The organism is Paraburkholderia sp. C35 (assembly GCF_003121405.1).
GTDB lineage: Bacteria > Pseudomonadota > Gammaproteobacteria > Burkholderiales > Burkholderiaceae > Paraburkholderia.
Window position 1 is genome coordinate 23264 of record NZ_QBUY01000074.1, and the last position, 20104, is coordinate 43367.

The 20104-nt window shown below is 62.8% G+C and carries 21 protein-coding genes; 12 read left to right on the forward strand and 9 right to left on the reverse strand.

From position 1 onward, the window contains the following. Positions 1-9: 9 nt before the first annotated feature. The 11 genes from DK391_RS31010 (at position 10) to DK391_RS31060 (ending at position 10387) form a co-directional block, all read left to right on the forward strand. The gene (locus tag DK391_RS31010; RefSeq protein WP_109481822.1) at positions 10-1437 is read left to right on the forward strand and encodes an aldehyde dehydrogenase family protein; all 1428 of its coding nucleotides are present in this window, start codon (positions 10-12) and stop codon (positions 1435-1437) included. Positions 1438-1540: 103 nt separating this feature from the next. Then, positions 1541-1936, forward strand: a complete 396-nt coding sequence (locus DK391_RS31015) for a carboxymuconolactone decarboxylase family protein (RefSeq protein WP_109481823.1) — start codon at positions 1541-1543, stop codon at positions 1934-1936. A 76-nt stretch (positions 1937-2012) separates the two neighbouring features. Next, positions 2013-3362 carry an MFS transporter gene (locus DK391_RS31020; RefSeq protein ID WP_109481824.1) on the forward strand — a complete coding sequence of 450 codons (1350 nt, stop codon included), beginning with the start codon at positions 2013-2015 and terminating at the stop codon, positions 3360-3362. Positions 3363-3393: 31 nt separating this feature from the next. Further along, positions 3394-4314, forward strand: coding sequence for an NAD(P)-dependent oxidoreductase (locus DK391_RS31025; RefSeq protein WP_109481825.1), 921 nt, complete (start codon positions 3394-3396; stop codon positions 4312-4314). Next, entirely contained in the window at positions 4311-4706 is a 396-nt protein-coding gene (locus DK391_RS31030) for a cupin domain-containing protein (RefSeq protein ID WP_109481826.1), read from the forward strand. The genes DK391_RS31025 and DK391_RS31030 overlap by 4 nt, the downstream gene beginning before the upstream one ends. 42 nt (positions 4707-4748) lie before the next feature. Then, positions 4749-5531 (forward strand): carboxymuconolactone decarboxylase family protein, encoded by a 783-nt coding sequence (locus DK391_RS31035; RefSeq protein WP_109481827.1) that lies wholly within the window; start codon positions 4749-4751, stop codon positions 5529-5531. A 7-nt stretch (positions 5532-5538) separates the two neighbouring features. Then, complete coding sequence (locus DK391_RS31040; protein WP_162600954.1) at positions 5539-5718, forward strand: hypothetical protein; 180 nt, start codon at positions 5539-5541, stop codon at positions 5716-5718. A 121-nt stretch (positions 5719-5839) separates the two neighbouring features. Next, positions 5840-6520: a GntR family transcriptional regulator gene (locus tag DK391_RS31045; RefSeq protein ID WP_109481829.1), complete on the forward strand. Its 681-nt coding sequence runs from the start codon at positions 5840-5842 to the stop codon at positions 6518-6520. Positions 6521-7040: 520 nt separating this feature from the next. Further along, the gene (locus DK391_RS31050; RefSeq protein ID WP_109481843.1) at positions 7041-7586 is read left to right on the forward strand and encodes a c-type cytochrome; all 546 of its coding nucleotides are present in this window, start codon (positions 7041-7043) and stop codon (positions 7584-7586) included. Positions 7587-8103: 517 nt separating this feature from the next. Then, positions 8104-9921, forward strand: coding sequence for a peptidase S10 (locus tag DK391_RS31055; RefSeq protein WP_109481830.1), 1818 nt, complete (start codon positions 8104-8106; stop codon positions 9919-9921). A 70-nt stretch (positions 9922-9991) separates the two neighbouring features. After that, the gene (locus DK391_RS31060) at positions 9992-10387 is read left to right on the forward strand and encodes a 2-oxoglutarate dehydrogenase (RefSeq protein ID WP_109481831.1); all 396 of its coding nucleotides are present in this window, start codon (positions 9992-9994) and stop codon (positions 10385-10387) included. A gap of 76 nt (positions 10388-10463) precedes the next feature. On the opposite strand, the gene DK391_RS31065 is transcribed toward DK391_RS31060, so the two are convergent. Further along, positions 10464-11399 carry a histone deacetylase family protein gene (locus DK391_RS31065; RefSeq protein ID WP_109481832.1) on the reverse strand — a complete coding sequence of 312 codons (936 nt, stop codon included), beginning with the start codon at positions 11397-11399 and terminating at the stop codon, positions 10464-10466. Positions 11400-11557: 158 nt separating this feature from the next. Beyond that, complete coding sequence (locus DK391_RS31070) at positions 11558-12673, reverse strand: AraC family transcriptional regulator (RefSeq protein WP_109481833.1); 1116 nt, start codon at positions 12671-12673, stop codon at positions 11558-11560. 244 nt (positions 12674-12917) lie between these two features. Between DK391_RS31070 and DK391_RS31075 the strand changes: the two genes are divergently transcribed. Then, the gene (locus DK391_RS31075; protein WP_239482997.1) at positions 12918-14597 is read left to right on the forward strand and encodes an AMP-binding protein; all 1680 of its coding nucleotides are present in this window, start codon (positions 12918-12920) and stop codon (positions 14595-14597) included. A 30-nt stretch (positions 14598-14627) separates the two neighbouring features. Here DK391_RS31075 and DK391_RS31080 read toward each other — a convergent pair whose 3' ends face one another. The 7 genes from DK391_RS31080 to DK391_RS45035 form a co-directional block, all read right to left on the reverse strand. Next, positions 14628-15728: a PAS domain-containing sensor histidine kinase gene (locus tag DK391_RS31080; RefSeq protein WP_109481835.1), complete on the reverse strand. Its 1101-nt coding sequence runs from the start codon at positions 15726-15728 to the stop codon at positions 14628-14630. A 116-nt stretch (positions 15729-15844) separates the two neighbouring features. Continuing rightward, on the reverse strand, positions 15845-16645 hold the full coding sequence (gene fnr, locus DK391_RS31085) for a fumarate/nitrate reduction transcriptional regulator Fnr (RefSeq protein ID WP_109481836.1): 801 nt from the start codon (positions 16643-16645) through the stop codon (positions 15845-15847). 13 nt (positions 16646-16658) lie between these two features. Beyond that, positions 16659-17066, reverse strand: coding sequence for a response regulator (locus DK391_RS31090; RefSeq protein WP_109481837.1), 408 nt, complete (start codon positions 17064-17066; stop codon positions 16659-16661). 123 nt (positions 17067-17189) lie between these two features. Beyond that, complete coding sequence (locus DK391_RS31095) at positions 17190-17837, reverse strand: response regulator transcription factor (RefSeq protein ID WP_109481838.1); 648 nt, start codon at positions 17835-17837, stop codon at positions 17190-17192. Positions 17838-18135: 298 nt separating this feature from the next. Beyond that, the gene (locus DK391_RS31105) at positions 18136-18969 is read right to left on the reverse strand and encodes a universal stress protein (protein WP_109481840.1); all 834 of its coding nucleotides are present in this window, start codon (positions 18967-18969) and stop codon (positions 18136-18138) included. Between the two features lie 32 nt (positions 18970-19001). Beyond that, on the reverse strand, positions 19002-19841 hold the full coding sequence (locus DK391_RS31110; protein ID WP_109481841.1) for a universal stress protein: 840 nt from the start codon (positions 19839-19841) through the stop codon (positions 19002-19004). A gap of 58 nt (positions 19842-19899) precedes the next feature. Further along, positions 19900-20104 (reverse strand): hypothetical protein (locus tag DK391_RS45035; RefSeq protein ID WP_204117477.1); only part of this gene is annotated, 205 nt, incomplete at its 5' end.

Here is a 20104-nt window from a genome sequence, read left to right on the forward strand (position 1 = left end):
GAGCCTGCCATGTCACATGCAGCGCAGTTTTATATCGACGGACAATGGGTCGAACCCACGTCGGCCCGCTGGTTCGATATCGTCGATCCTGCTACAGAAGAACCTTTCGAGCGGCTCGCGCTCGGCAATGCAGAAGATGTCGATCGTGCTGTCGTCGCTGCACGTCGTGCGTTTCCTGCATGGTCGGCTACGAGCGTCGCGGAACGCGTCGCGTTGCTGCGGCGCGTGTTGCAACTCTACGAACGCCGCTATGACGAATTCGCGGAAGCGATGCGCCGTGAAATGGGCGCACCGATCACCTTCGCGCGCAACGGTCAGGCGGCGCGTGGTCCGGCGCATCTGAATGCACTCATCGATGTATTGGAGCGCTTCGCGTTTGAAGAACAACGCGGCAACACGCGGGTCGTGCTCGAAGCGATCGGTGTGTGCGGTCTGATCACGCCGTGGAACTGGCCCGTCAACCAGATCGTCGTCAAGATCGCGCCCGCGCTCGCGGCGGGTTGCACGATGGTGCTCAAGCCAAGCGAATACTCGCCGCTTAGCGCGCTGCTGTTCACGGAAGTGCTCGACGAAGCGCAGGTGCCTGCCGGCGTGTTCAATCTCGTGAACGGCGATGGCCCAGGTGTCGGCGAGGCGATCGCGAGCCATCCGGATATCGACATGGTGTCGTTCACCGGCTCGACGCGCGCGGGCGTGCTGGTCGCGCAGGCGGCTGCTACGAGCGTCAAGCGCGTCGCACAGGAACTGGGCGGCAAGTCCGCCAATATCCTGCTCGACGACGTCGATCTCGAAGAGGCCGTCAAACGTGGCGTGGCCGCATGCTTCACGAATTCGGGGCAGTCGTGTTCGATTCCCACCCGCATGCTGGTGCCGCGTCATCTGATGAACGATGCCGCGCAGATTGCGAAGCGCGCAGCGGAAACGTATCGCGTCGGCCCGACGGATGAAGCGTCCACGCAACTCGGGCCGCTCGTCAACCGCAACCAGTTCGAGCGCGTGCAGATGTTGATCCAGAAAGGCATCGACGAAGGTGCGCGGCTGGTCACAGGCGGCACGGGCTTGCCCGCCGGCCTTGAAAAAGGCTATTACGCGAAGCCGACGATTTTCGCCGACGTATCGCCCGACATGACCATCGCGCGCGAGGAGATCTTCGGGCCGGTGCTGTCGATGATCCCGTACGACAGCGAAGCAGAGGCCATCGCGATCGCCAATGGCACGGACTACGGTCTCGCGGCTTACGTGCAATCGGCGGATATCGAACGCGCGCGCAAGGTGGGCCGTGCGCTGCGTGCGGGCGGCGTGCATCTGAACTATCCACCTGCCGATTTCCATGCGCCGTTTGGCGGCTACAAGCGTTCGGGCAATGGCCGCGAATGGGGCGAAGCGGGTTTGCGCGAGTACCTGGAAACGAAGGCGATGGTGGGCTACGGCGAGTAGCGCCAAAAAATTTTGCGCGATTTAATTGTCCGACAATCAGTGCGTCAGGCAGTCTGATCGAAGAAAGCAACTGAACGGGTTAAGCAACGAAGAGGACCTCAAGATGGATAGCAACGAACGTTTCGAAAAAGGCTTCGAGAACCGCAAGGAAGTGCTCGGCGCGGGGCATGTGGAGAAGTCGTGGGCGAATGCCGACGATTTCAACCGCCCGATGCAGAAGTTCGTCACGGAGTGCTGCTGGGGCGATATCTGGGGCGACAGGACCTTGTCGTTCAAAACGCGCAGCATGCTGAACCTCGGCATGCTCACGGCGATGAGCCAGCACCACGAACTGGCCGTGCACGTGAAGGGCGCGCTGCGCAACGGCGTGACGAAGGACGAGATCCGCGCAGTGCTGATGCAGGCGGCCGTGTACTGCGGTGCGCCGCTGGCGCTGGCGGCGTTCCGCGTCGCGTCGGAAGCGATCAAGGCGTACGAAGCGGAGACTTCGGCGGCCTGAGCGGGCGCGACGACACCACACGCGGCAGCGCGCAACCATCGCGCGATGCCGTCAAAGACATGGATTGGAGACAACGATGAAAACCCTCACTGCGACCGACATCGCACAGTCCGAAGGCGAGCAGTCGATAGAAACGAAACGGCGCAATGCCATCAAAGGCGCGTTCTTTTCCGAATATATCGACATGTTCGATATTTATCTGCCCGTCGTCGTGCTGTCGCCGGTGCTGGCGTTCTTTCAGCCGCCGCATCTGTCGAGCGGCATGGAGACGATCCTGGCGTCGCTGGTGTTTATCACCACGCTGCTGGGACGGCCGATTGGCGCGCTGCTGTTCGGCATGATCGCGGACCGTATCGGGCGGCGCAAGGCGTCGATCTGGTCGGTCTCTGGCTTTGGCGTCGTGACGCTGCTGATCGCGCTGCTGCCGGGCTACGAGAGCATCGGCATCGTGTCGTACTGGGCGCTGGTGCTGCTGCGTTTCGTCGATGGGATATTTCTCGGCGGCGGCTACACGGGTGCCATGCCGCTCGCCATCGAGTACTCGAAGAAAGAGCAGCGCGGCTTCGTGGGCGGCTTCATTATTGCGGGCTTTCCGGCGGCCTATGTGTCGATCAACCTCGTCGCGATGCTGATGTTCGCGCTGTTTCCGCTCAACGGTATGAACTCGCCGTATGCGCAGTGGGGCTGGCGCATTCCGTTCGTGCTGGGCGCCGTGCTCGCGGGCTTTCTCGCGATGTACTACGTGCACAAGGTAGCCGAATCGGAAATCTGGAAAAGCGAGGCTGCCGATAAAGCCAGCCAGCCGGAGAAACTGCCGCTCACGGACCTGCTGCGCGGCAAGAGCGGGCGCAATCTGCTGCAGGTGCTGGTGATGATGACGGGCTTCTGGCTCACGCAGAACATCATCACGATCTTCCTGCCGACTGGCCTGCTCGTGAAGACGCTGCATCTGACGGGCTTCCAGATGACGTCGACGCTGATGATCACCTACTTCGTGCTGTTCTTCAGCTACATCGGCTCGGGGATGCTCGCGCAGGTGATCGGGCGGCGGCGCTTCTTCGTCATCGTCGGTCCGCTGATCGCGACCGTGGGTGCGGGTTTGCTCTACGTGCTGGCGAATGTGGACGGTCTGTCGCTGCCCGCCATCATCGCGCTGGTCTGCGTGCTCGCGGTACTGGTCACGTCGCCGTGGGGCGTAATCGTCACGTACATCAACGAGCGCTTCGTCACCGATGTGCGCGCAACCGGTTTCGGCGTCGGCTTCAGTCTCTCGGTGATCATCCCGTCGTTCTACGCGTTCTATATGAACTGGCTCGGTGCATTCATGCCGCTGCGGCTGACGTCGGTGGTGCTGTTGTGTGTCGGCGGATTGATCGGTGCCGTCGGCGCGCTGATGGGACCGGAAACGAAGGATGTCGATTTCTGACCAATGACCTGATTTCAGGGGAAGAGTGGAAATGAACAAGGAACGGATCGGATTCATCGGTCTCGGCAACATGGGCGGCCGCATGACGCGGCGTCTCGTCGATGCGGGTATCGCCGTGCTCGGCTATGACACCGCGCCCGAGCGCGTGAAAGCGGCGGGTGCGCAGGCTGCGGCTTCCATCGCGGACGTGATGAAGTTCGCCGATATCGTGATGATGTCGCTGCCCGACAGCAAAGTTGTCGAAGCCGTCGTCGAAGGCGAGGGTGGTGTGCTTGCGCATTGCCGCGCCGGACAGATCGTCGTCGATCTGAGCACGGCTGCCGCCAGTTCGACGATCAGGCTCGCACGGCGCTTCAAGCAAGCGGGCGTCCAGTATGTCGATGCCGGCATTTCGGGCGGCGCGGCTGCCGCGGAAAAAGGCTCGCTGACATTGATGGTCGGTGGCGATGCCAGCGCCGTCGAAGCGCTCAAATGGGCTTTCGCGCCGATTGCTTCGAAGGTCGCGCACATGGGCGAGAGCGGCGCGGGCCACACCACCAAGCTGCTGAACAACTTCCTCAATGCCGTGAGCCTCGCGGCAAGCGCGGAAGTGATGGTGGCGGGCAAGAAGGCGGGCCTCGACCTGCATCTGCTGCTCGACGTGCTCAACAGCAGCAGCGGCGTGAACTTCGCAACGTTGAATCGGTTCCCGAAGATCGTCGATGGCGATTATCTGGAAGGCGGGCTGACGGGCAAGCTGATGACAAAAGAGGTCGTGCTGTATGTAGATCGCGCGCGCGAACTGGGTGTGGTGTCGCTAAATGCTTCCGGCCCGCTGGCGAGTTTCGGACTCGGCACGGCACTGGGTTATGGCGATGTGATCAGCAATCGCGTGGTCGATGCGATCGGCGATGTGTCGGGCGGGGTGCGCCTGCATGAAGGAACGGCAAATAAAAGGGAGAAGCAGGCATGAAGGTATTTCACGGCAGGGCAGAAGGGAAGATGTCGGAACTGCGCGGCGAGACGTTCTCGGGCACGGTATGGGCCGACCCGGTGATGCCGCCCACTGACGGCGTGACGATCAACACGGTGTTCTTCGCGCCGCGCGGCCGCACCTACTGGCACACGCACGAGCATGGCCAGGTACTGCAGGTGACGGCGGGCAAGGGGTGGATTTGCAAGGAAGGCGAAGCGCCGCAGGAGATCCGCCAGGGCGACATTGTCTTTATCGGACCGAACGAGCGCCATTGGCACGGCGCGAGCGACGGCAGCTACATGGTGCATATCGCGACATCGATCGGCAAGGCGACCTGGCAGGAAGAAGTGGCGGAAGCGGACTATCCGCATGGGCTGGTCGCGGTTTGAGGCTTTGATCGGGATGGTGCTGTCATTGGGAGGAACAGACGAATGAAGCAGGCAGTAAAACCGCCGCGCGAGCCGCAGCAGATCAAGGACGACTTCGTGCGCGTGCACGGCATCTGGAACGCCGCGTGGGACAGCATGCTGCGTCTCGATGCCGGCTTTGTCGACGCCTATCTGCAGTTCTCCGCTGTGCCGCAGCGCCGCAACCATCTCGACGACAAGACGCGCGCGTTCATCGCGCTCGCCGCCGATGCGTGCGCAACGCAGTTGTATGCGCCCGGCGTCGCGCATCATCTCGAACGGGCGCTCGAGTTCGGCGCGACCCGCGAGGAACTGATGGAAGTGCTGGAGCTGATCAGCACGATCGGCATTCATACCAGCAATGTCGGCGTGCCCGTGCTGCTCGAAGTGCTCGAGGAAGAAGGGCTGCGTGACGGTCCTGCGCCGCTCGACGAACGGCGCCGCGCGCTGAAGGACGCGTTCGAAAAGAACCGCGGCTACTGGCACCCGACCTGGGAAGGGCTGCTCGAACTCGATCCCGATCTGTTCGAAGCGTATGTCGAGTTTTCTTCGGTGCCGTGGCGCACCGGCGTGCTGAGTCCGAAGATCAAGGAGTTCATGTACTGCGCGTTCGATGCATCGTCGACGCATCTGTACGTGCCGGGTCTGAAGCTGCACATGCGCAACGCGCTGCGCTATGGCGCGACGGCGTATGAACTGATGGAACTGCTGGAGATCGTCAGCACGACGGGCATTCATGGTGCCGAGCTTGGCGCACCGCTGCTCGAAGCGGCTTTGATGAAGCAGCGCGTGGCCGCCGATGCATAACCGCGCGATGCTGAACCCGGGTGTGCGGCCCACGCGCAGCGAAGCGACGGCACGCCACGCCGCCGAGCCTGAACGCCAGCGACTTTCGACGTTCCGCGCGTTGCAGACCGTGCCGCTCGCGCGGCTCGCAGCGAACGGCACCGAGCACGCACATGTACGGGCCGTTGCGATCCTTGGCTACAACTAGCACGGCGCGAAAGCGGCAACGACGGGCAACATTCGACGCATCTTATGCGCAACGGAGGGCGGAAAACGGCTGGCAGTGAAGTATCATAGCGACTGTAACTTTGTCGGACGGGAAGACAATAATGTCGACTGATATCGGGTTGGTCCGGCCTGAGACACTGCGTCATCAGGTCGAAAACGTGTTGCGTCAGGCCATCATGAGCGGACGCTTTGCACCGGGTGCACGGCTGATCGAGCGCGAACTGTGCGAGTCGCTCGGCGTGAGCCGTACGTCGGTGCGCGAGGCATTGCGCAAGCTCGAAGCGGAAAAGCTGGTGCGCAGCGTGCCGCACAAAGGCCCGATCGTCGCTGTGATCTCGCAGCAGGAGGCGAGCGAGCTGTACGCGTTGCGAGGGCTGCTCGAAGGTTTCGCGGCGCACGAATTCGCGCGGCTTGCCAGCGACGAAGCCATCGCGCAGTTCGGCGAGGCCGCGAAGGAGTTGCGCACGCAAGCCACGGCGCAGGATCAGGCGGGCGTGCTGAAGGCCAAGACGGCGCTCTACGACGTGCTGCTCGACAACTGCGGCAATGCGCTGGTGAAAGAGATTCTGAACAGCCTGTATTCGCGCGTGAACCTGTTGCGCGCTACGTCGCTGATGCACCCGGACCGGCTGCCCAGCAGCCTGCGCGAAATCGACAAGCTGTACAAGGCGCTCAAGGCGCGCGACGCCAATGAAGCGCAGGCGCTTGCCCAACTGCACGTTGCCAACGCAGAGAAAGCGGCCATGCGCATGCTCGACTCGGACGCCGAAGCTCAGGATTGAGGTATTCGCGCGCCTGAAGCCGCCGTTGCGAGCGGCGGCGAATCCTCATACATGAAGTGGTTCTGAATGCGCCTGTGGGGCCATCCTGCGCCGATGCGGTGGTCTCGCCTGGCAAATCCTTGAGGCATCGACTACGCTTCATCTGACCGGCCTGCAGAGCTGCGCAACGCGGCTCGCTCCCACGTTTCGCAGCGGCCACCTCACCCCGATTAAACCTGTCCAACGGTTGCACATTCAAGCCCTTTCATGTCAGAGGGATTGCAAAACTGCGCCCGTTCATGCGTCATTAGCGTGTGATTGAACACACAGGTAATCGCTTGCGACGTCAAGCAACACAAGGCGGAGGAGACCCGATGAATCCATCCCGGAACCGGCCTGGCTCGTTTGTGCCCTCGACAATCGGGACCCTGTGGGCGTATCTGGGTGATGCATGCGCGAGATGATGCCGCCGTGGATCGCGCCGCTTGTATCGCGCATCGTCGCGCGGCTTTGCGCGGTTGTGCTGTGTGCAGGGGGCGTCATGTGGCCGCAGGGTGAGGCGCAGGCCGATGCGCAAGCCGGCAAGACGAAGGCGAGGAGTTGCGTCGCGTGTCATGGCCCGATGGGCAATTCGACGGACCCGCAATATCCCGTGCTCGCAGGGCAAACAGCGGGTTACTTGTATCTGCAACTAAAGGACTTCAAGGAAGGCGCTCGCAAACATCCGCGTAGTTCGCCACCGATGACAGCGCTTTCCAAAGAAGACGCGCAGGATCTCGCTGACTACTTCGCCTCACAAAAGCCAGCACCCATCGCATTCAATGCGGATAGTGCCGCGGTCGAAGCGGGACGCAAAAAGTCGGCTGGCGAGCAATGCATGACATGCCATCTCGGCAACTTCGCTGGGCAAAAGGAAGTGCCGCGCGTCGCCGGACAGCACTATCAATACATCGTCAAACAGCTGCAGGACTTCCGCTCGCGCAAGCGCACCAACGATGGCGGCAACATGGGCAGCGTCACGCGCAATCTGACCGATGACGACATTCGTAACCTCGCCAGTTACGTATCGAGTCTGCAGTCGCAGTAGACACGGCTTCCATGTACGGAAATCGCACGAGTATCACCCGGTGTGAGTTGCCCGTTTCGAATGTGCTTTAAATAAATAATGCGAATCATCTATTGCCGTCGTATTGAATGGCAGGTTAATTGTCTTTAATTGATTTTGCGCGATTTATAAAAACCGAAGCAAAGCATCGCGAATGCAAGTTTCGCTCCTATTCAATGCGCATAGCACGTAAAAACGTGCCTTGACAAAGCCCTACGCGACCTCCTATTTTTCCTCTGCTGCATTCATTACCAAATCTTTCCTGAATGGAAAGTTAGATAGAATCAGTACAAGTTACCGGCCAATTTCCTTTTATGTAATTAGCGATCCGAATTACTGGAAAATAAAACAATCTGTATTAAGGCTGATAGAAAATAGAAAGTTTAATGTCAGCCGCCATAAGTGCCGACGAGGTTCTGCACTGCTGTCCGTGTCCTATGCGCCTTACCGGCGAAGGCGGCCTTTGTGTAGCGGTAACTTACCAATCACAGGGACAGAAATGAAACCAGACCGTAGCACCAGCCGCAGCCGCTCGGGTCGTCTCGGGCTGCTCGTCGCTTCAGGCGCGATGTTTGCCGGGTTGCTGGTTCTTGCAGGATGTGGCGGCGGCGACAGCGGTGGCGCGTCGTCGGCGACGAGCGCGTTGAGCCAGGCGGCGAATGCACAAGCGCTCGCGCAACAGCAGGCGAAGCCTCAGGCAGCCACCCAGCCGTACACCGACCCGATTCCCTATTCGCCGCACGCGAACGACGGGCTGGCGGCATCGCAGGTCGCGGAGAAGGCGGCGGTGATGCACTATCAGTGGAAGTCGGGCAAGACGACGATCAACTACACGACCACCACCGGCCACCTGACGGCCGCCGATGCGACAGGCAAACCGGAAGCCACGATGTCCTACGTGGCCTACACGGCGCCCAGCACGAACGGCAAGCCGCGCCCGCTGACCTTTGTCTATAACGGCGGTCCCGGTTCATCGTCGATCTGGCTGCGGCTCGGCTCGTTTGCACCGACACGCGTGGCGACGCCCGATCCGCTGCTCACCAACTGGCCGAACTATCCGCTCGTCGACAACGCCGAGAGCCTGATCGACACCACCGACATGGTCTTCATCGATCCTCCCGGCACCGGTCTTTCAGAAGCCGTCCTGCCTTTCACGACCCAGCAATTCTGGGGATGCGATTCCGATGTCGACATCATGCGGGATTTCATCATCCGCTATCTGGCCGCCAATAATCGCAGCGACTCGCCGCTGTATCTGTACGGCGAATCGTACGGCACGCCGCGCACGGACATGCTCGCGCTCGCACTCGAAACAGCGGGCGGGCAACTGACGGGCATCGTGCTGCAGTCGTCGATTCTCAACTACTTCGCGGATTCGATCGAAGCCACGGCGATCTTCGGCACCAAGGACGGCCTCGTGCTCGACACCGATACGCTCGCCGGTTATTACCCCGGCTATGCGGAGGTCGCGGCGTACTTCCATCAGGTGTCGCCGCCGCTGCTCGACCAGGGGCTGTTCGCGCTGCAATCGGAGATCTTCGCGACAGGGCAGTACAACCACTTCCAGCAGTACGCGGAAACGTGGACGCTGAGCCAGTTCGGGCTGCCCGGTTACTTCGATCCGCCCGTGTATCCGGCGACGCGTACGCTGCAGTCGTGGCAATGGCCGTCGAGCCTCACGCTGCACGCTCTGCAGGCATATTTCGATCCCAACTCGTTCGGTCTCGCGCTGATTCCGGGCTCGACCATCGGACGCTACGACGGACGCGTGGTGCTACCCAACTCGGACCCGCGCCTGCAAACGGACGGCGACCCGTCGGACATCCTGATCTCGCAGCCGTTCACGACCGCGCTCGCGACGCAGATGCCCGACTATCTCGGCTACACCGCGCCGAACGCAACGTATCAGCCGCTGAACGACGAGATCATCAACGTGTGGGACTTCTCACACAACGGCCAGGCGCTGCCCGACACCTTGCCCGATCTGCTCGGCGCGATCCAGCTGAATCCGAAGCTCAAGGTGCTGTCGGAGAATGGCTATCACGATCTCGCCACGCCGTTCTTCACGACGGAAAAGCAGTTGGCGCGTCTGCAAACGGTGCCACGCCTGAATCCGAACCTGCAGGTGAATTTCTTCCAGGGCGGTCACATGATCTATCTGGATGATGTCGCGCGTCCGCAAATGAAGAACGATCTGGTCGACTACTATCGCGGCCAGCCGATACCGCTCGCGTTGTCGCTGTGGACGTTGCCTGCACCGTGGCGCGACGAAGCGCCGGCTGGCACGCCAACGGCCACCGCGCAGGCGGCGCAATAGGATTCATTGAAGCAGATCCCCGCGCACTCGACGTGGGGATCTCCGGCACATCTATTCAGGGCGAGTGATCATGTCTTCATTCACGAGGTTATTGCGCATTCTTCCCGTCGTCGCGGTGCTCGGTGCAGTGATCGGCAGCGCGCAGGCGGCAACGCAGTCGGTCGCGCCGGTGACGTTGCCCAAGGGCAATCATGGCGTCGATGGTCCTTTCTTTCCGAACAAGCGCACGGCGGCCGTTCTGCCGTCAACAGGCACGCAATTGCAGCAGCAGGCGCAACAGCGCATCGATGCGCGCATGGGTGGCAATTCGGTGTTGAGCAATGGCGCGTCGATCACGAAGGCGCAGGCGCAAAGCAGCGGGCTTGGCTTCATCGCGAAGCACTTCGATCAGATCGACACCGCGCGTTCGGGCAGAGTGTCGTTGAACGACGTGAAGCAGTATTTGCAGCAGCAACAAAGTCAGTGACGTAACGCACGCGCATCGGCATCACGAGTGGATGTCGATGCGCGGCTGACCTTTCACAACTGCGCCGGACCCATCCTCAGATGCCCAGCAGCGCACGCATGTGCGCGCGTGTGCCTCCGGCAAGGCCTTCCATGCTGTATCCGCCTTCGAGTATCGACACCACGCGGCCCTGACAGGTCTCGTCGGCGATACGCACGAGTTCCTGCGTAATCCAGTGAAAGTCGTCGTCGTCGAGGCGCAGCGCGGCGAGGGGATCGAGCCGGTGCGCGTCGAAGCCGGCTGAAATGATGATCAGCTCAGGGTTGAACTCGCGCACGGCGGGCAACATGTCGGCTTCAATGCGCGAGCGGAACAGATCCGAATCGCAGCCGGGCGGCAGCGGCACGTTGAGAATGTTGTGGCTCACGCCCGTTTCGGCGGCCTTGCCGGTGCCCGGATAGAGCGGCGACTGATGGCTCGACGCGTAGAAAAGCTCGGGCCGGTCATAGAACGCGGCCTGCGTGCCGTTGCCGTGATGCACGTCGAAATCGACCACGGCCACGCGCTCCAGCTTGTGCACGTCATAGGCGTACGCCGCCGCGATAGCCGCCTGATTGAAGATGCAGAAGCCCATCGCCTTGCCTGGTTCCGCATGATGCCCGCACGGGCGCGTCGCGCAGAACACGTTGCGCGCCTGGTTGTCGAGCACGGCATCGACACCCGCGCACGCCGCGCCGACACAGCGCATCACGGCTTCCCACGACCCAGGCGACATGATGGTATCGCCGCCATCGAGCGGCATGTAGCCGTGCGAGGGCGCAATCTCCGCCACTTCGTCGATGAAGTCCTGCACGTGGATCAGTTGCACCTGCTCGAGCGTGCCCATCGGCGCGTCGCGCCATTCGAGCGCGGCAAATTCGGGTGCGCGCAACGCTTGCAGCACGGTTTTCAGACGCTCGGGCGATTCGGGATGATGCGGGCCGGGCTTGTGATTCAGACAGGCGTCGTGCGTATAGACGAGAGTGGGCGGCATGAGGTGCTGATGCCCTGGCTTAAAGGCATCGTCTCCTTGGCGTGAGTGTTATCGGATGGTCGAAGTGACGCTTTCGGCTCCAGCGTAGTGTTCAAGTGTAAGGTCGCGGCTTTCGCGCGGAACAATAAAACAAACTTTGGCACGCCATAGCCGTTCGTTTATGGCAGCCCCACGCCGCGGTCGCGCCGCACCTCGTTTGGCGTCTTGCCCGTCCAGCGCTTGAAGGCGTGCCGGAAACTCACGGCGTCGCTGAAACCTAGCGTCAGCGCAATGTCCTCGATGCTGAGTGCCGTCGTGCCGAGGTAGTCGACCGCGAGCGCCTTGCGCACGCCCGTCAGCAACTCGCTATACGACGCGCCTTCTGCCTCCAGCTTGCGTCGCAGCGTGCGCGAGGTCATGCACAGGCTCTCGGCGATCTGTTCGATGTCGGGAAACTTGCCCGGCGTGCGCGTGAGTTCCTGATAGACGCGCCGCGTGACGCCCGCCTGCCAGCGAAACTGCTCGACCAGCCGCGCGCACTGCGTCGACACCTGCGCCGCCGTGATGGGGTTGGCAAGCTGCGGCGCACGCGACAGCCACGCGGCGGGATAGCTCAACAGATTTTGCGGTTGCTCGAATACGAGCGGACATTCCAGCACATCGGCCAGCAGCGCTGCGTGCGGTGGCGGCGCCTGCGTGAACATCGCGCGCGCGGGCACGCACCACGCGCCCATCACGTCCTTGATGACGGTGACGTGCACGGCGAACTGCAGGTCGATCAGAAAGCGGTACAACGGCTCGCCGATGTCGGGCAGGCGCACGTCGTCGCGATTCGGGAATATCCACGAGGCCGCGTCGTCATGCTCGATCCAGCGGATATCGAGCATGCCGTTGGCAAGCTGATGATATTTGACGGCGGTATCGAAGGTGCTGGCGAGCGCTTCCGAGCACAGCAGCGCATAGCCATACATGCCATAGCTCGACGCATGCAGACGGCAGCCCACGCGCACGCCGAGATCGGGTTCATCGCACAGTTGCACAGCATTGCGGGCGGCTGTCAGGAACTGCAGCGACGACGTCAGCGTAAACGGATTGGCGACCGCGTCGGCGTCGAGTTCGGTGCCGGCCAGCACGGCGTTCGGGTCGATGCCTGCCGCGGAGGTCACATCGAGCAGCGCCACCAGCTTGGACGGCGCGAAGCGCTTTTCACGCCAGCCGATAGCGGGCGTGGCATGGTTGATCCGCTCGCCCGGTTGATGGTCGGGCGCCGCAGCCGCGGGCGCGCGTGGTGGCATGAGTGAGTCCTGTGTCCGAATTGATACCCGTCGCGTGCCCGGAATTTTGCGCCCGAAAGGCGTCGTTCGCCATAGGGTTCACCCTGATTCAACCCGTTTTGAAGCGTGTTGGTGCGACATGTACCGTTCGCGCCGTGCGAGCAGCTTGTCCGTTGCGATCACCAATCAGGCCGCGTCGATCATTTGCACGCCGCGCCCGTCTTGCGATAGTGCCGACTACAGACAAGTTCGATCAGGAGACACCGTGGACCACCCCGCCGTTTGCACGACATCGCCCGCTGAGCACGCCGCGAGCCGGCGGCCCTGGCTCAGGTCGTATGGGCCGATCCCCACCCGCATCGACGCCGACGCGTGGCCGTCCGTCAATGCGCTGCTCGAACAGGCGCTGCACCGGTATGCTGCGCAGCCCGCGTTTCGCGCCTTCGGCCAGACGCTGACGTATGCCGACATCGACCGTTTGTCGGCGGCGTTTGCCGCGTATCTGCAGAAAGTGGCGGGTGTCCGCAAGGGCGACCGCGTGGCCGTGATGTTGCCCAACCTGCTCGCGTTTCCGATTGCGTTCATCGCGATCGCGCGCATTGGCGCCGTGCAGGTCAACGTGAATCCGCTCTACACGGCGCGCGAACTCGAGCATCAGTTGAACGATGCCGGTGTCGAGACCATCGTCGTGTATGACGGTTCGACGCCGACGCTGGCGGGTGTGATCGGCAGCACGCAGATCCGCACGGTGATCACGGCAGGCGCGGGCGACGGCAGCGGCACCACGATTCCCGGTCCGATGGTCGACCCGGCATTGCGCGGCGCGATCACGCTACCGCAGGCGCTCGCGCAAGGTCAGCGCCTCCGCGCCGATCCCGTCGACGTCAACGGCAACGATCTGCTGTTTCTGCAATACACGGGCGGCACCACGGGACTGTCGAAGGGCGCGGCGCTGTCGCATCGCAACCTGGTCGCGAATATCGCGCAGTTCAAGGCCTTCATGCCCGATACGTTGGAGCCGGGCGCCGAAGTGGTCGTGACGGCGATTCCGCTGTATCACATCTTCGCGCTGACAGTGAACTTCCTCACGTACTTCTCCGTGGGCGCAGAGAACTGGCTGGTGGCGAATCCGCGCGACGTCGATCCCTTCATCGACGTGCTGAAGGCTGCGCGACCGACCGTGTTCGTCGGCGTCAACACGCTCTACGCGGGGCTGGCCGCGCATCCACGTCTCGCGGAAGTGGACTGGTCGCGGCTCAAATTGTCCGCGGGCGGCGGCGCGGCTGTGATCGACATCGTCTCGGCGCGCTGGAAGACCGTGACAGGCAGCTTCATTCGCGAGGGCTATGGTTTGTCGGAGACGTCGCCCGTGGTGTCGTTCAACCCGCAGTTCATCGACACCTTCACGGGCACCACGGGCTTGCCCGTGCCGTCCACCGACGTCAAGCTGCTCGACGAAAACGACTGCGAGGCCGGCATCGGCGAACCGGGCGAGATCTGCGTGAAAGGCCCGCAGGTGATGTGCGGCTACTGGCAGCAGCCCGAAGCCAACGCCCGAGCGTTCACGGCGGACGGCTATTTTCGCACCGGCGATGTCGGCGTATTCGATGACAAAGGCTTTCTGCGCATTGTCGACCGCAAGAAAGACATGGTGCTGGTGTCGGGCTTCAATGTTTATCCGAATGAAGTGGAGGCCGTCGCGACTGCGTTTCCCGGCGTGGCGGAATGTGCGTGCATCGGCGTGCCCGATGACAGAACAGGCGAGGCGCTCAGGCTGTTCGTCGTCACGGCACCCGGCGCCGATGTGCAGCACGACGCGCTGATCGCGCATTGCCGCGCGAGCATGGCCGCGTACAAGGTGCCGAAGGTCGTGCATTTCGTCGATGCACTGCCGAAGTCGACGGTCGGCAAGATTCTGCGCCGTGAGTTGCGTCGGATGGAGTGACGCTCGTCAGCGTCAGCGTCAGCATTAGCGTTACCGCGTGCAGGCTGTGGGCACGCTGATCGCAATATGAAAACCTTCGCCCGGCGAACTGGTGAACGACACCGTGCCATGTAGCTGCCTCACGCGCTCGCGGATGCCAAGCAGCCCGAACGATGCGCCGCCCACCGGCAGATCGAGCATCGCGCCGACGCCGTTGTCCTCGATGTCGAGCGAGACGAGGTCGCGGGAGCACGCCAGTTCGATCCGCACGCGGCTCGCCTTCGCGTGGCGCGCGACGTTCGTCAGCGCTTCCTGCACGATGCGGAAGAGATTGGTCGACGCGAACTCGTTGAACTTCGGCTCGTCCGCTTCGATATGCGCCGTCGCCGCGATGCCGTAGCGTTTCGTGAAGTCTTCCGCGAGCCATTCGAGCGCGGCCGTCAGGCCGAGATCGTCGAGCAGCGGCGGGCGCAGATCCGAAGCGATGCGTCGTAACGACATCGCCATCGCATCGATTTCCTTTTGCAAGGTTTGCGTTTGCTGCACGAGTGGCGTCGTATCCGCCTTCGCGCCCAGCGACGCCTCCAGCAGCGCGACACTCATTTTCAGCGCGGTCAGCTGCTGTCCGAGATCGTCATGCAGTTCTCGCGCGATGCGCTTCTGCTCGTTCTCGCGGGTGATCTGCACTTGCGCTGCCACCATGCTCGCGCGTTCGAGTTCCGCGAGTCGCGTGCGGTCGGTCATGTCGCGCGTGACCTTGGCGAAGCCGATCAAGGCACCCGCTGCATCGCGTACGGCCGAAATGGTGACGTTGGCCCAGAAGCGCGAGCCATCGCGGCGCACGCGCCAGCCTTCGTCTTCGACGCGGCCGTCGCTTGCAGCGATCTCCAATTCGCGGGCCGGCTTGCCGGCCGCGATATCTTCGGGCGTATAGAAGGCCGAAAAATGATGGCCGATGATCTCGCCGTGCGAATAGCCCTTGATACGCTGCGCGCCCGGATTCCAGCTTGCGACATGGCCAGCGGGGTCGAGCATGAAGATCGCGTAATCCTGAACGGCCTCGATCAGCAGGAAATAGCGGTCTTCGAGCGAGACATCCGATGCGGACGTCGCCTTGTCGTTGCGGGACGGCTCATTGCCCGAAGTGGCCATCGTGATTGCCGGCTGTGGATGAAAGGACGCGGTGCGGGTTCGAAGCTGAGTTATATCAGTTCGGTATCGGTTGCACCAGATTGCAGGGAAGCGGGCAAGGGCAGTCCCTGTTCGCGCTACACCCGCGCCAGCCCTTCGGCATCGACGATACGAATCGTCTTGCCGTTCGCATCCACCAGCCGCTCGCGCTGGAACTTCGAGAACATGCGGCTCACCGTTTCGAGCTTCATCCCGAGATAACAGCCGATCTCCTCGCGCGTCATGCGCAGGTTGAATTCGGCAGCGGAGAAGCCGCGCGCCTTGAAGCGCCGCGACAGGTTGAGCAGGAAAGTGGCGACGCGCTGCTCGGCCGTCATCGTGCCGAGCAGCATCATCTGGCTGGATTCGCGCACGATCTCGCTGCTCATCATCTGATAGATGTGATGCTGCAGCGGTTTGATCTCGCGGCAGGCCGCTTCGAGCTGCGCGAAGGGAATGATGCAGACCACGCTGTCTTCGAGCGCGATGGCGTCGCCGTTGTGCTGCGCCGTGCCGATGCCGTCGAGCCCCAGCGCTTCGCCCGCGATCTGGAAGCCTGTCACGTGCTCGCGTCCGTCGCGATGCATCACGATGCTCTTGAACGAGCCCGCACGCACGGCGTAAAGGCTATGAAACGCGTCGCCGGCGCGGTAGAGCGCATCGCCACGCCGGACAGGGCGGGTCGAGCAGATGATGGCGTCGAGCTTCGCCAGTTCTTCGGCGTTCAGTTCGGCGGGAATGCACAGCGCGCGCATCGCGCAGGCGGAACAGCGCGGCGCACGCCGTGCGGCCGGATCGGTGCCCGTGGTTCGTGCCAGAGGATGAATCGGCACGACGCGCGCCCGCGCTGCGGGAAGGTCGCTGCCAGGCGCGATGACGGGGTCGGTGACGGCAAGCATGGTCGGCTCCTGTTCACTCAGCGGGCGCGCGTGGCGCCCGCGCAATGCCTGCGATGGTGCGGCAGGCTGCATCGAATTCGGACGTCTTGTCGAAGAAGAACCTGGCGCCCGCCGCAAGACAGGCGTCGCGGAAAGCGCGCGCGATGTGGTTGGTCAGCACGATCGTGACGATGGCCGGGTGCAGGCGCGACAGCGTCGCGATCAGTTCGAGACTGTTGCCGGTTGCAAGGTGCAGATCGAGCACGACGATATCGGCATCCGAAGCGAGGATGCCTTCGAGCGCCGCGTCGCCGTCTTCCGCTTCACCCGCGATCTCGACGCCTGCGATCGCGCACAGCAGCAGCGCAAGCCGGCAACGCACCTCGACGGCGGCGTCGACGAGATAGACCTTTGCGGCGAGGGCTGGCACGGCGGTATCCATGTCCAGCAGTATCGGCGGTCTTATCTTGAAAATGTATAGGACGCGATGGAAGCTGTTCTAGGAGTTTGGGTTGGGGTTATAGGAATATTCCTACTGCATTGACGCTACTTCTAAGAATCGCGCCTAGATATCGCCCTCATCATCGATCAGTTTGTGGCGGATCGCGTAGCGCACCAGCCCGTTTTCGTTCGGCATCTGCATTTTGTCGAGGATGCGGGTCTTGTGCGTGCTGATGGTCTTGACGCTCACGCACAGGTCGCGGGCGATCTCGGTGATGCTCTGGCCGGAGACGATGCGGCGGAATACGTCGTACTCGCGGTCGGACAGCCGTTGATGCGGCAGCGCTTCGGCGGGTTCATTCAGGTTTTGCGCGAAACGCTCGGCCATCGCCAGACTCACGTAGACGCCGCCCGAGGCCACCTTCGTTACCGCGCCGACCAGCTCGGCGCTGGCGCTTTCCTTGGTCATGTAGCCGGATGCGCCCGCCTTGAAGGCGCGGACGGCGTATTGCTGCTCGGCGTGCATGGTCAGCACGAGAATGCGCAGCGCGGGCTTTTCGTCCTTGATCTGCTTGATGAGATCGAGCCCGTTGCGACCGGGCATCGACAGGTCGAGCACCAGCACATGGGCGTCGGTGGCGCGGATCAGCGCGATGGTGGTCGCGCTGTCGCAGGCTTCGCCCGATACGTCGAAACCGCTGGCGGACTGCAGGATGTGTCGCAGGCCGTCGCGCACGAGGGTGTGGTCGTCGGCAAGCAATACCTTGATCATGAATGCGTCTGTTCCTGTTGTACCGCTTGCAAGGGAAAGGTCACCGTCAATGCGAAGCCGGTGTCACCGGCGGAATCGATCTGCATCGAACCGCCCGGCATGTAAGCCCGTTCGCGCACGCCGATCAGATCTAACGACGCGTGGTCGTGCTGCCGGAGGTGCTCAGGTTGGCGCACGCGCGGGCTTGAGCGCCTCGGCCATTATCCGCGATGCGCAGCACGTAGTGTTGGCCGCACGCGCGGCCCGTCAGCACCACGGCGCTCGCATCGGCGTGCCGGGCGCCCAAACCGCACGTGCATCAATGCGCCATCAGCACGGGCACCGTCATCGACTCCAGCATGGTCCGCGTGGCGCCGCCGAACACGCGTTCGCGGGCGCGGCTGTGGCCATATGCGCCCATCACGAGCAGGTCCGCGTGCAGATCGGATGCACGGTTGAGCAATGTCGCGCCCGTGCCGACGCCGATGTGATGCGGCGTGGTCGAAAACGACGCGCGCACGCCATGCGTGTCGAGCCACGCGGCGACGTCGAGGCCTTCGGGCGCGTCATGGAGCGGCTGGCCGTGATGCCGCACGATCTCGATACCGACGTGGCGTGCGCGCTGCAACAGCGGCATGGCGTCGGCGGCGGCGCGCGCGGCTTCGCGGCTGCCGTCCCACGCGACCAGCACGTTTTCGCCGAGCGTGCGCACCTCGCCCGCATACGGCACGACGAGCGCGGGACGGCCCGCGCCCAGCAGCAGATCGCCGACAAAATGCGGCGCCACGAACGACGCAGGATCGTTCGGATCCTGCTGGCCAAGCACCAGCAGATCGGCGTGGCGCGCGTGAAGCATGGCCACATCGAGTGCGGGCCCGTGCGGCGCGCGCCATTCGGCGCTGCGGCCCGCGCGTTCGGCAGCGTCGAGAAACGCGTCGCGGGCCTTGTCGCGGCGCTCGGCCTCGTGCGCCTCGATCTGCGCGAACGACAGTGTCCTGTCCTGCCGGAAGATGGGCCGCAACAGATCCTGGCACACCACGTACAGGCCAATCAGATGGGCATCCCAGCGCTGCGCGAGTTCGAGCGACAACGCGAGGCGCGTTTCGCTGCGGCGGCTATCGTCGAGATGGACGAGCAGGGTTTTGTAGCTCATGTCAGTTCCTTGTCGGACTCGATACGATCAGGTCAATGCGACAGCAGCACGGGTACGGTCATCGACTGCAGGACGGTGCGCGTCGCGCCGCCCAGCACCAGTTCGTGCACACGCGAATGCGCATAGGCGCCCATCACGATGAGGTCGCATCCCGATTCCGCCGCCTGAGATAGCAGCACGTCGCCGATCGGTGTGTCGTCGCTGGTGGAGACTTCACGCACGTTGACCTTGACGTCGTGCCGGGCAATCGTCAGCGCGATGTCGGCGCCGGGGATGCGCCACGCGGATGGCTCGGTGCGCGTGGCGTTGACGGTCAGCAGCGTGACGTCGGCGGCCTGCGAGAGGAACGGCATCGCGTCGTGAATCGCGCGCGTGGCTTCGCGGCTGCCGTCCCACGCGATCAGCACGCGTTGGCCAGGCGTTGCGCGCACATCCGTGGATGGCAACAGCAGCACGGGCCGTCCCGCCGACATCAGCAGATGCTCGACGAACTGGTCGGCGAGAAACGATTCCGGGTCTTGTGCATCGTCCTGACCGGCGATCACGAGATCGGCGAGACGCGCGTAGGGCGGCACGATGTCGTTCGCGTAGCCTGCCGTTGCGATCCAGCGGGTTTCGACCTTGGCGCGCGCCGCTTCCGCATGGAATAGCCGTTCGAGCGCGGCGCCGCGTTCGTGGCGTTGTCGCTCGTGTTCGGCGTAGTAGGCCGCCGTGCCTGCCATCACGTAGAACGCGTGCGGATCGGGCAGATATGTTGTGAAGAGGGCTGTCAGTTTTGCACGAAATTTCTGTGCGAGACGTAGCGCGACTTCCATGCGGGTGTGCGCGTGAATGCCCGTATCGAGTTGCACGAGGATACTTTTGTAAGTCATCGCTGTTGCTCCGGAACTGAGAGACGTGGGCGGGTGGTTGCCCGCGATTTAATTGAGTCTACGAGGTGGCGAGGCGTTGCGATTGACGCAGGTCAATTGACTGTGTGCAGATGGGTTTTGAACGTTTGATTGATGTCAAGGTGTGGGTTTTGATGGGGGTTCGGTTATGGGGGGGGGTTTTGGGGCTGTCTGATATCCTCATCTCCGAGCCCACGCGACGGCCTCCGATGTCGGCTGCCGTCTGCTGCTTGAAAAAAAAACGG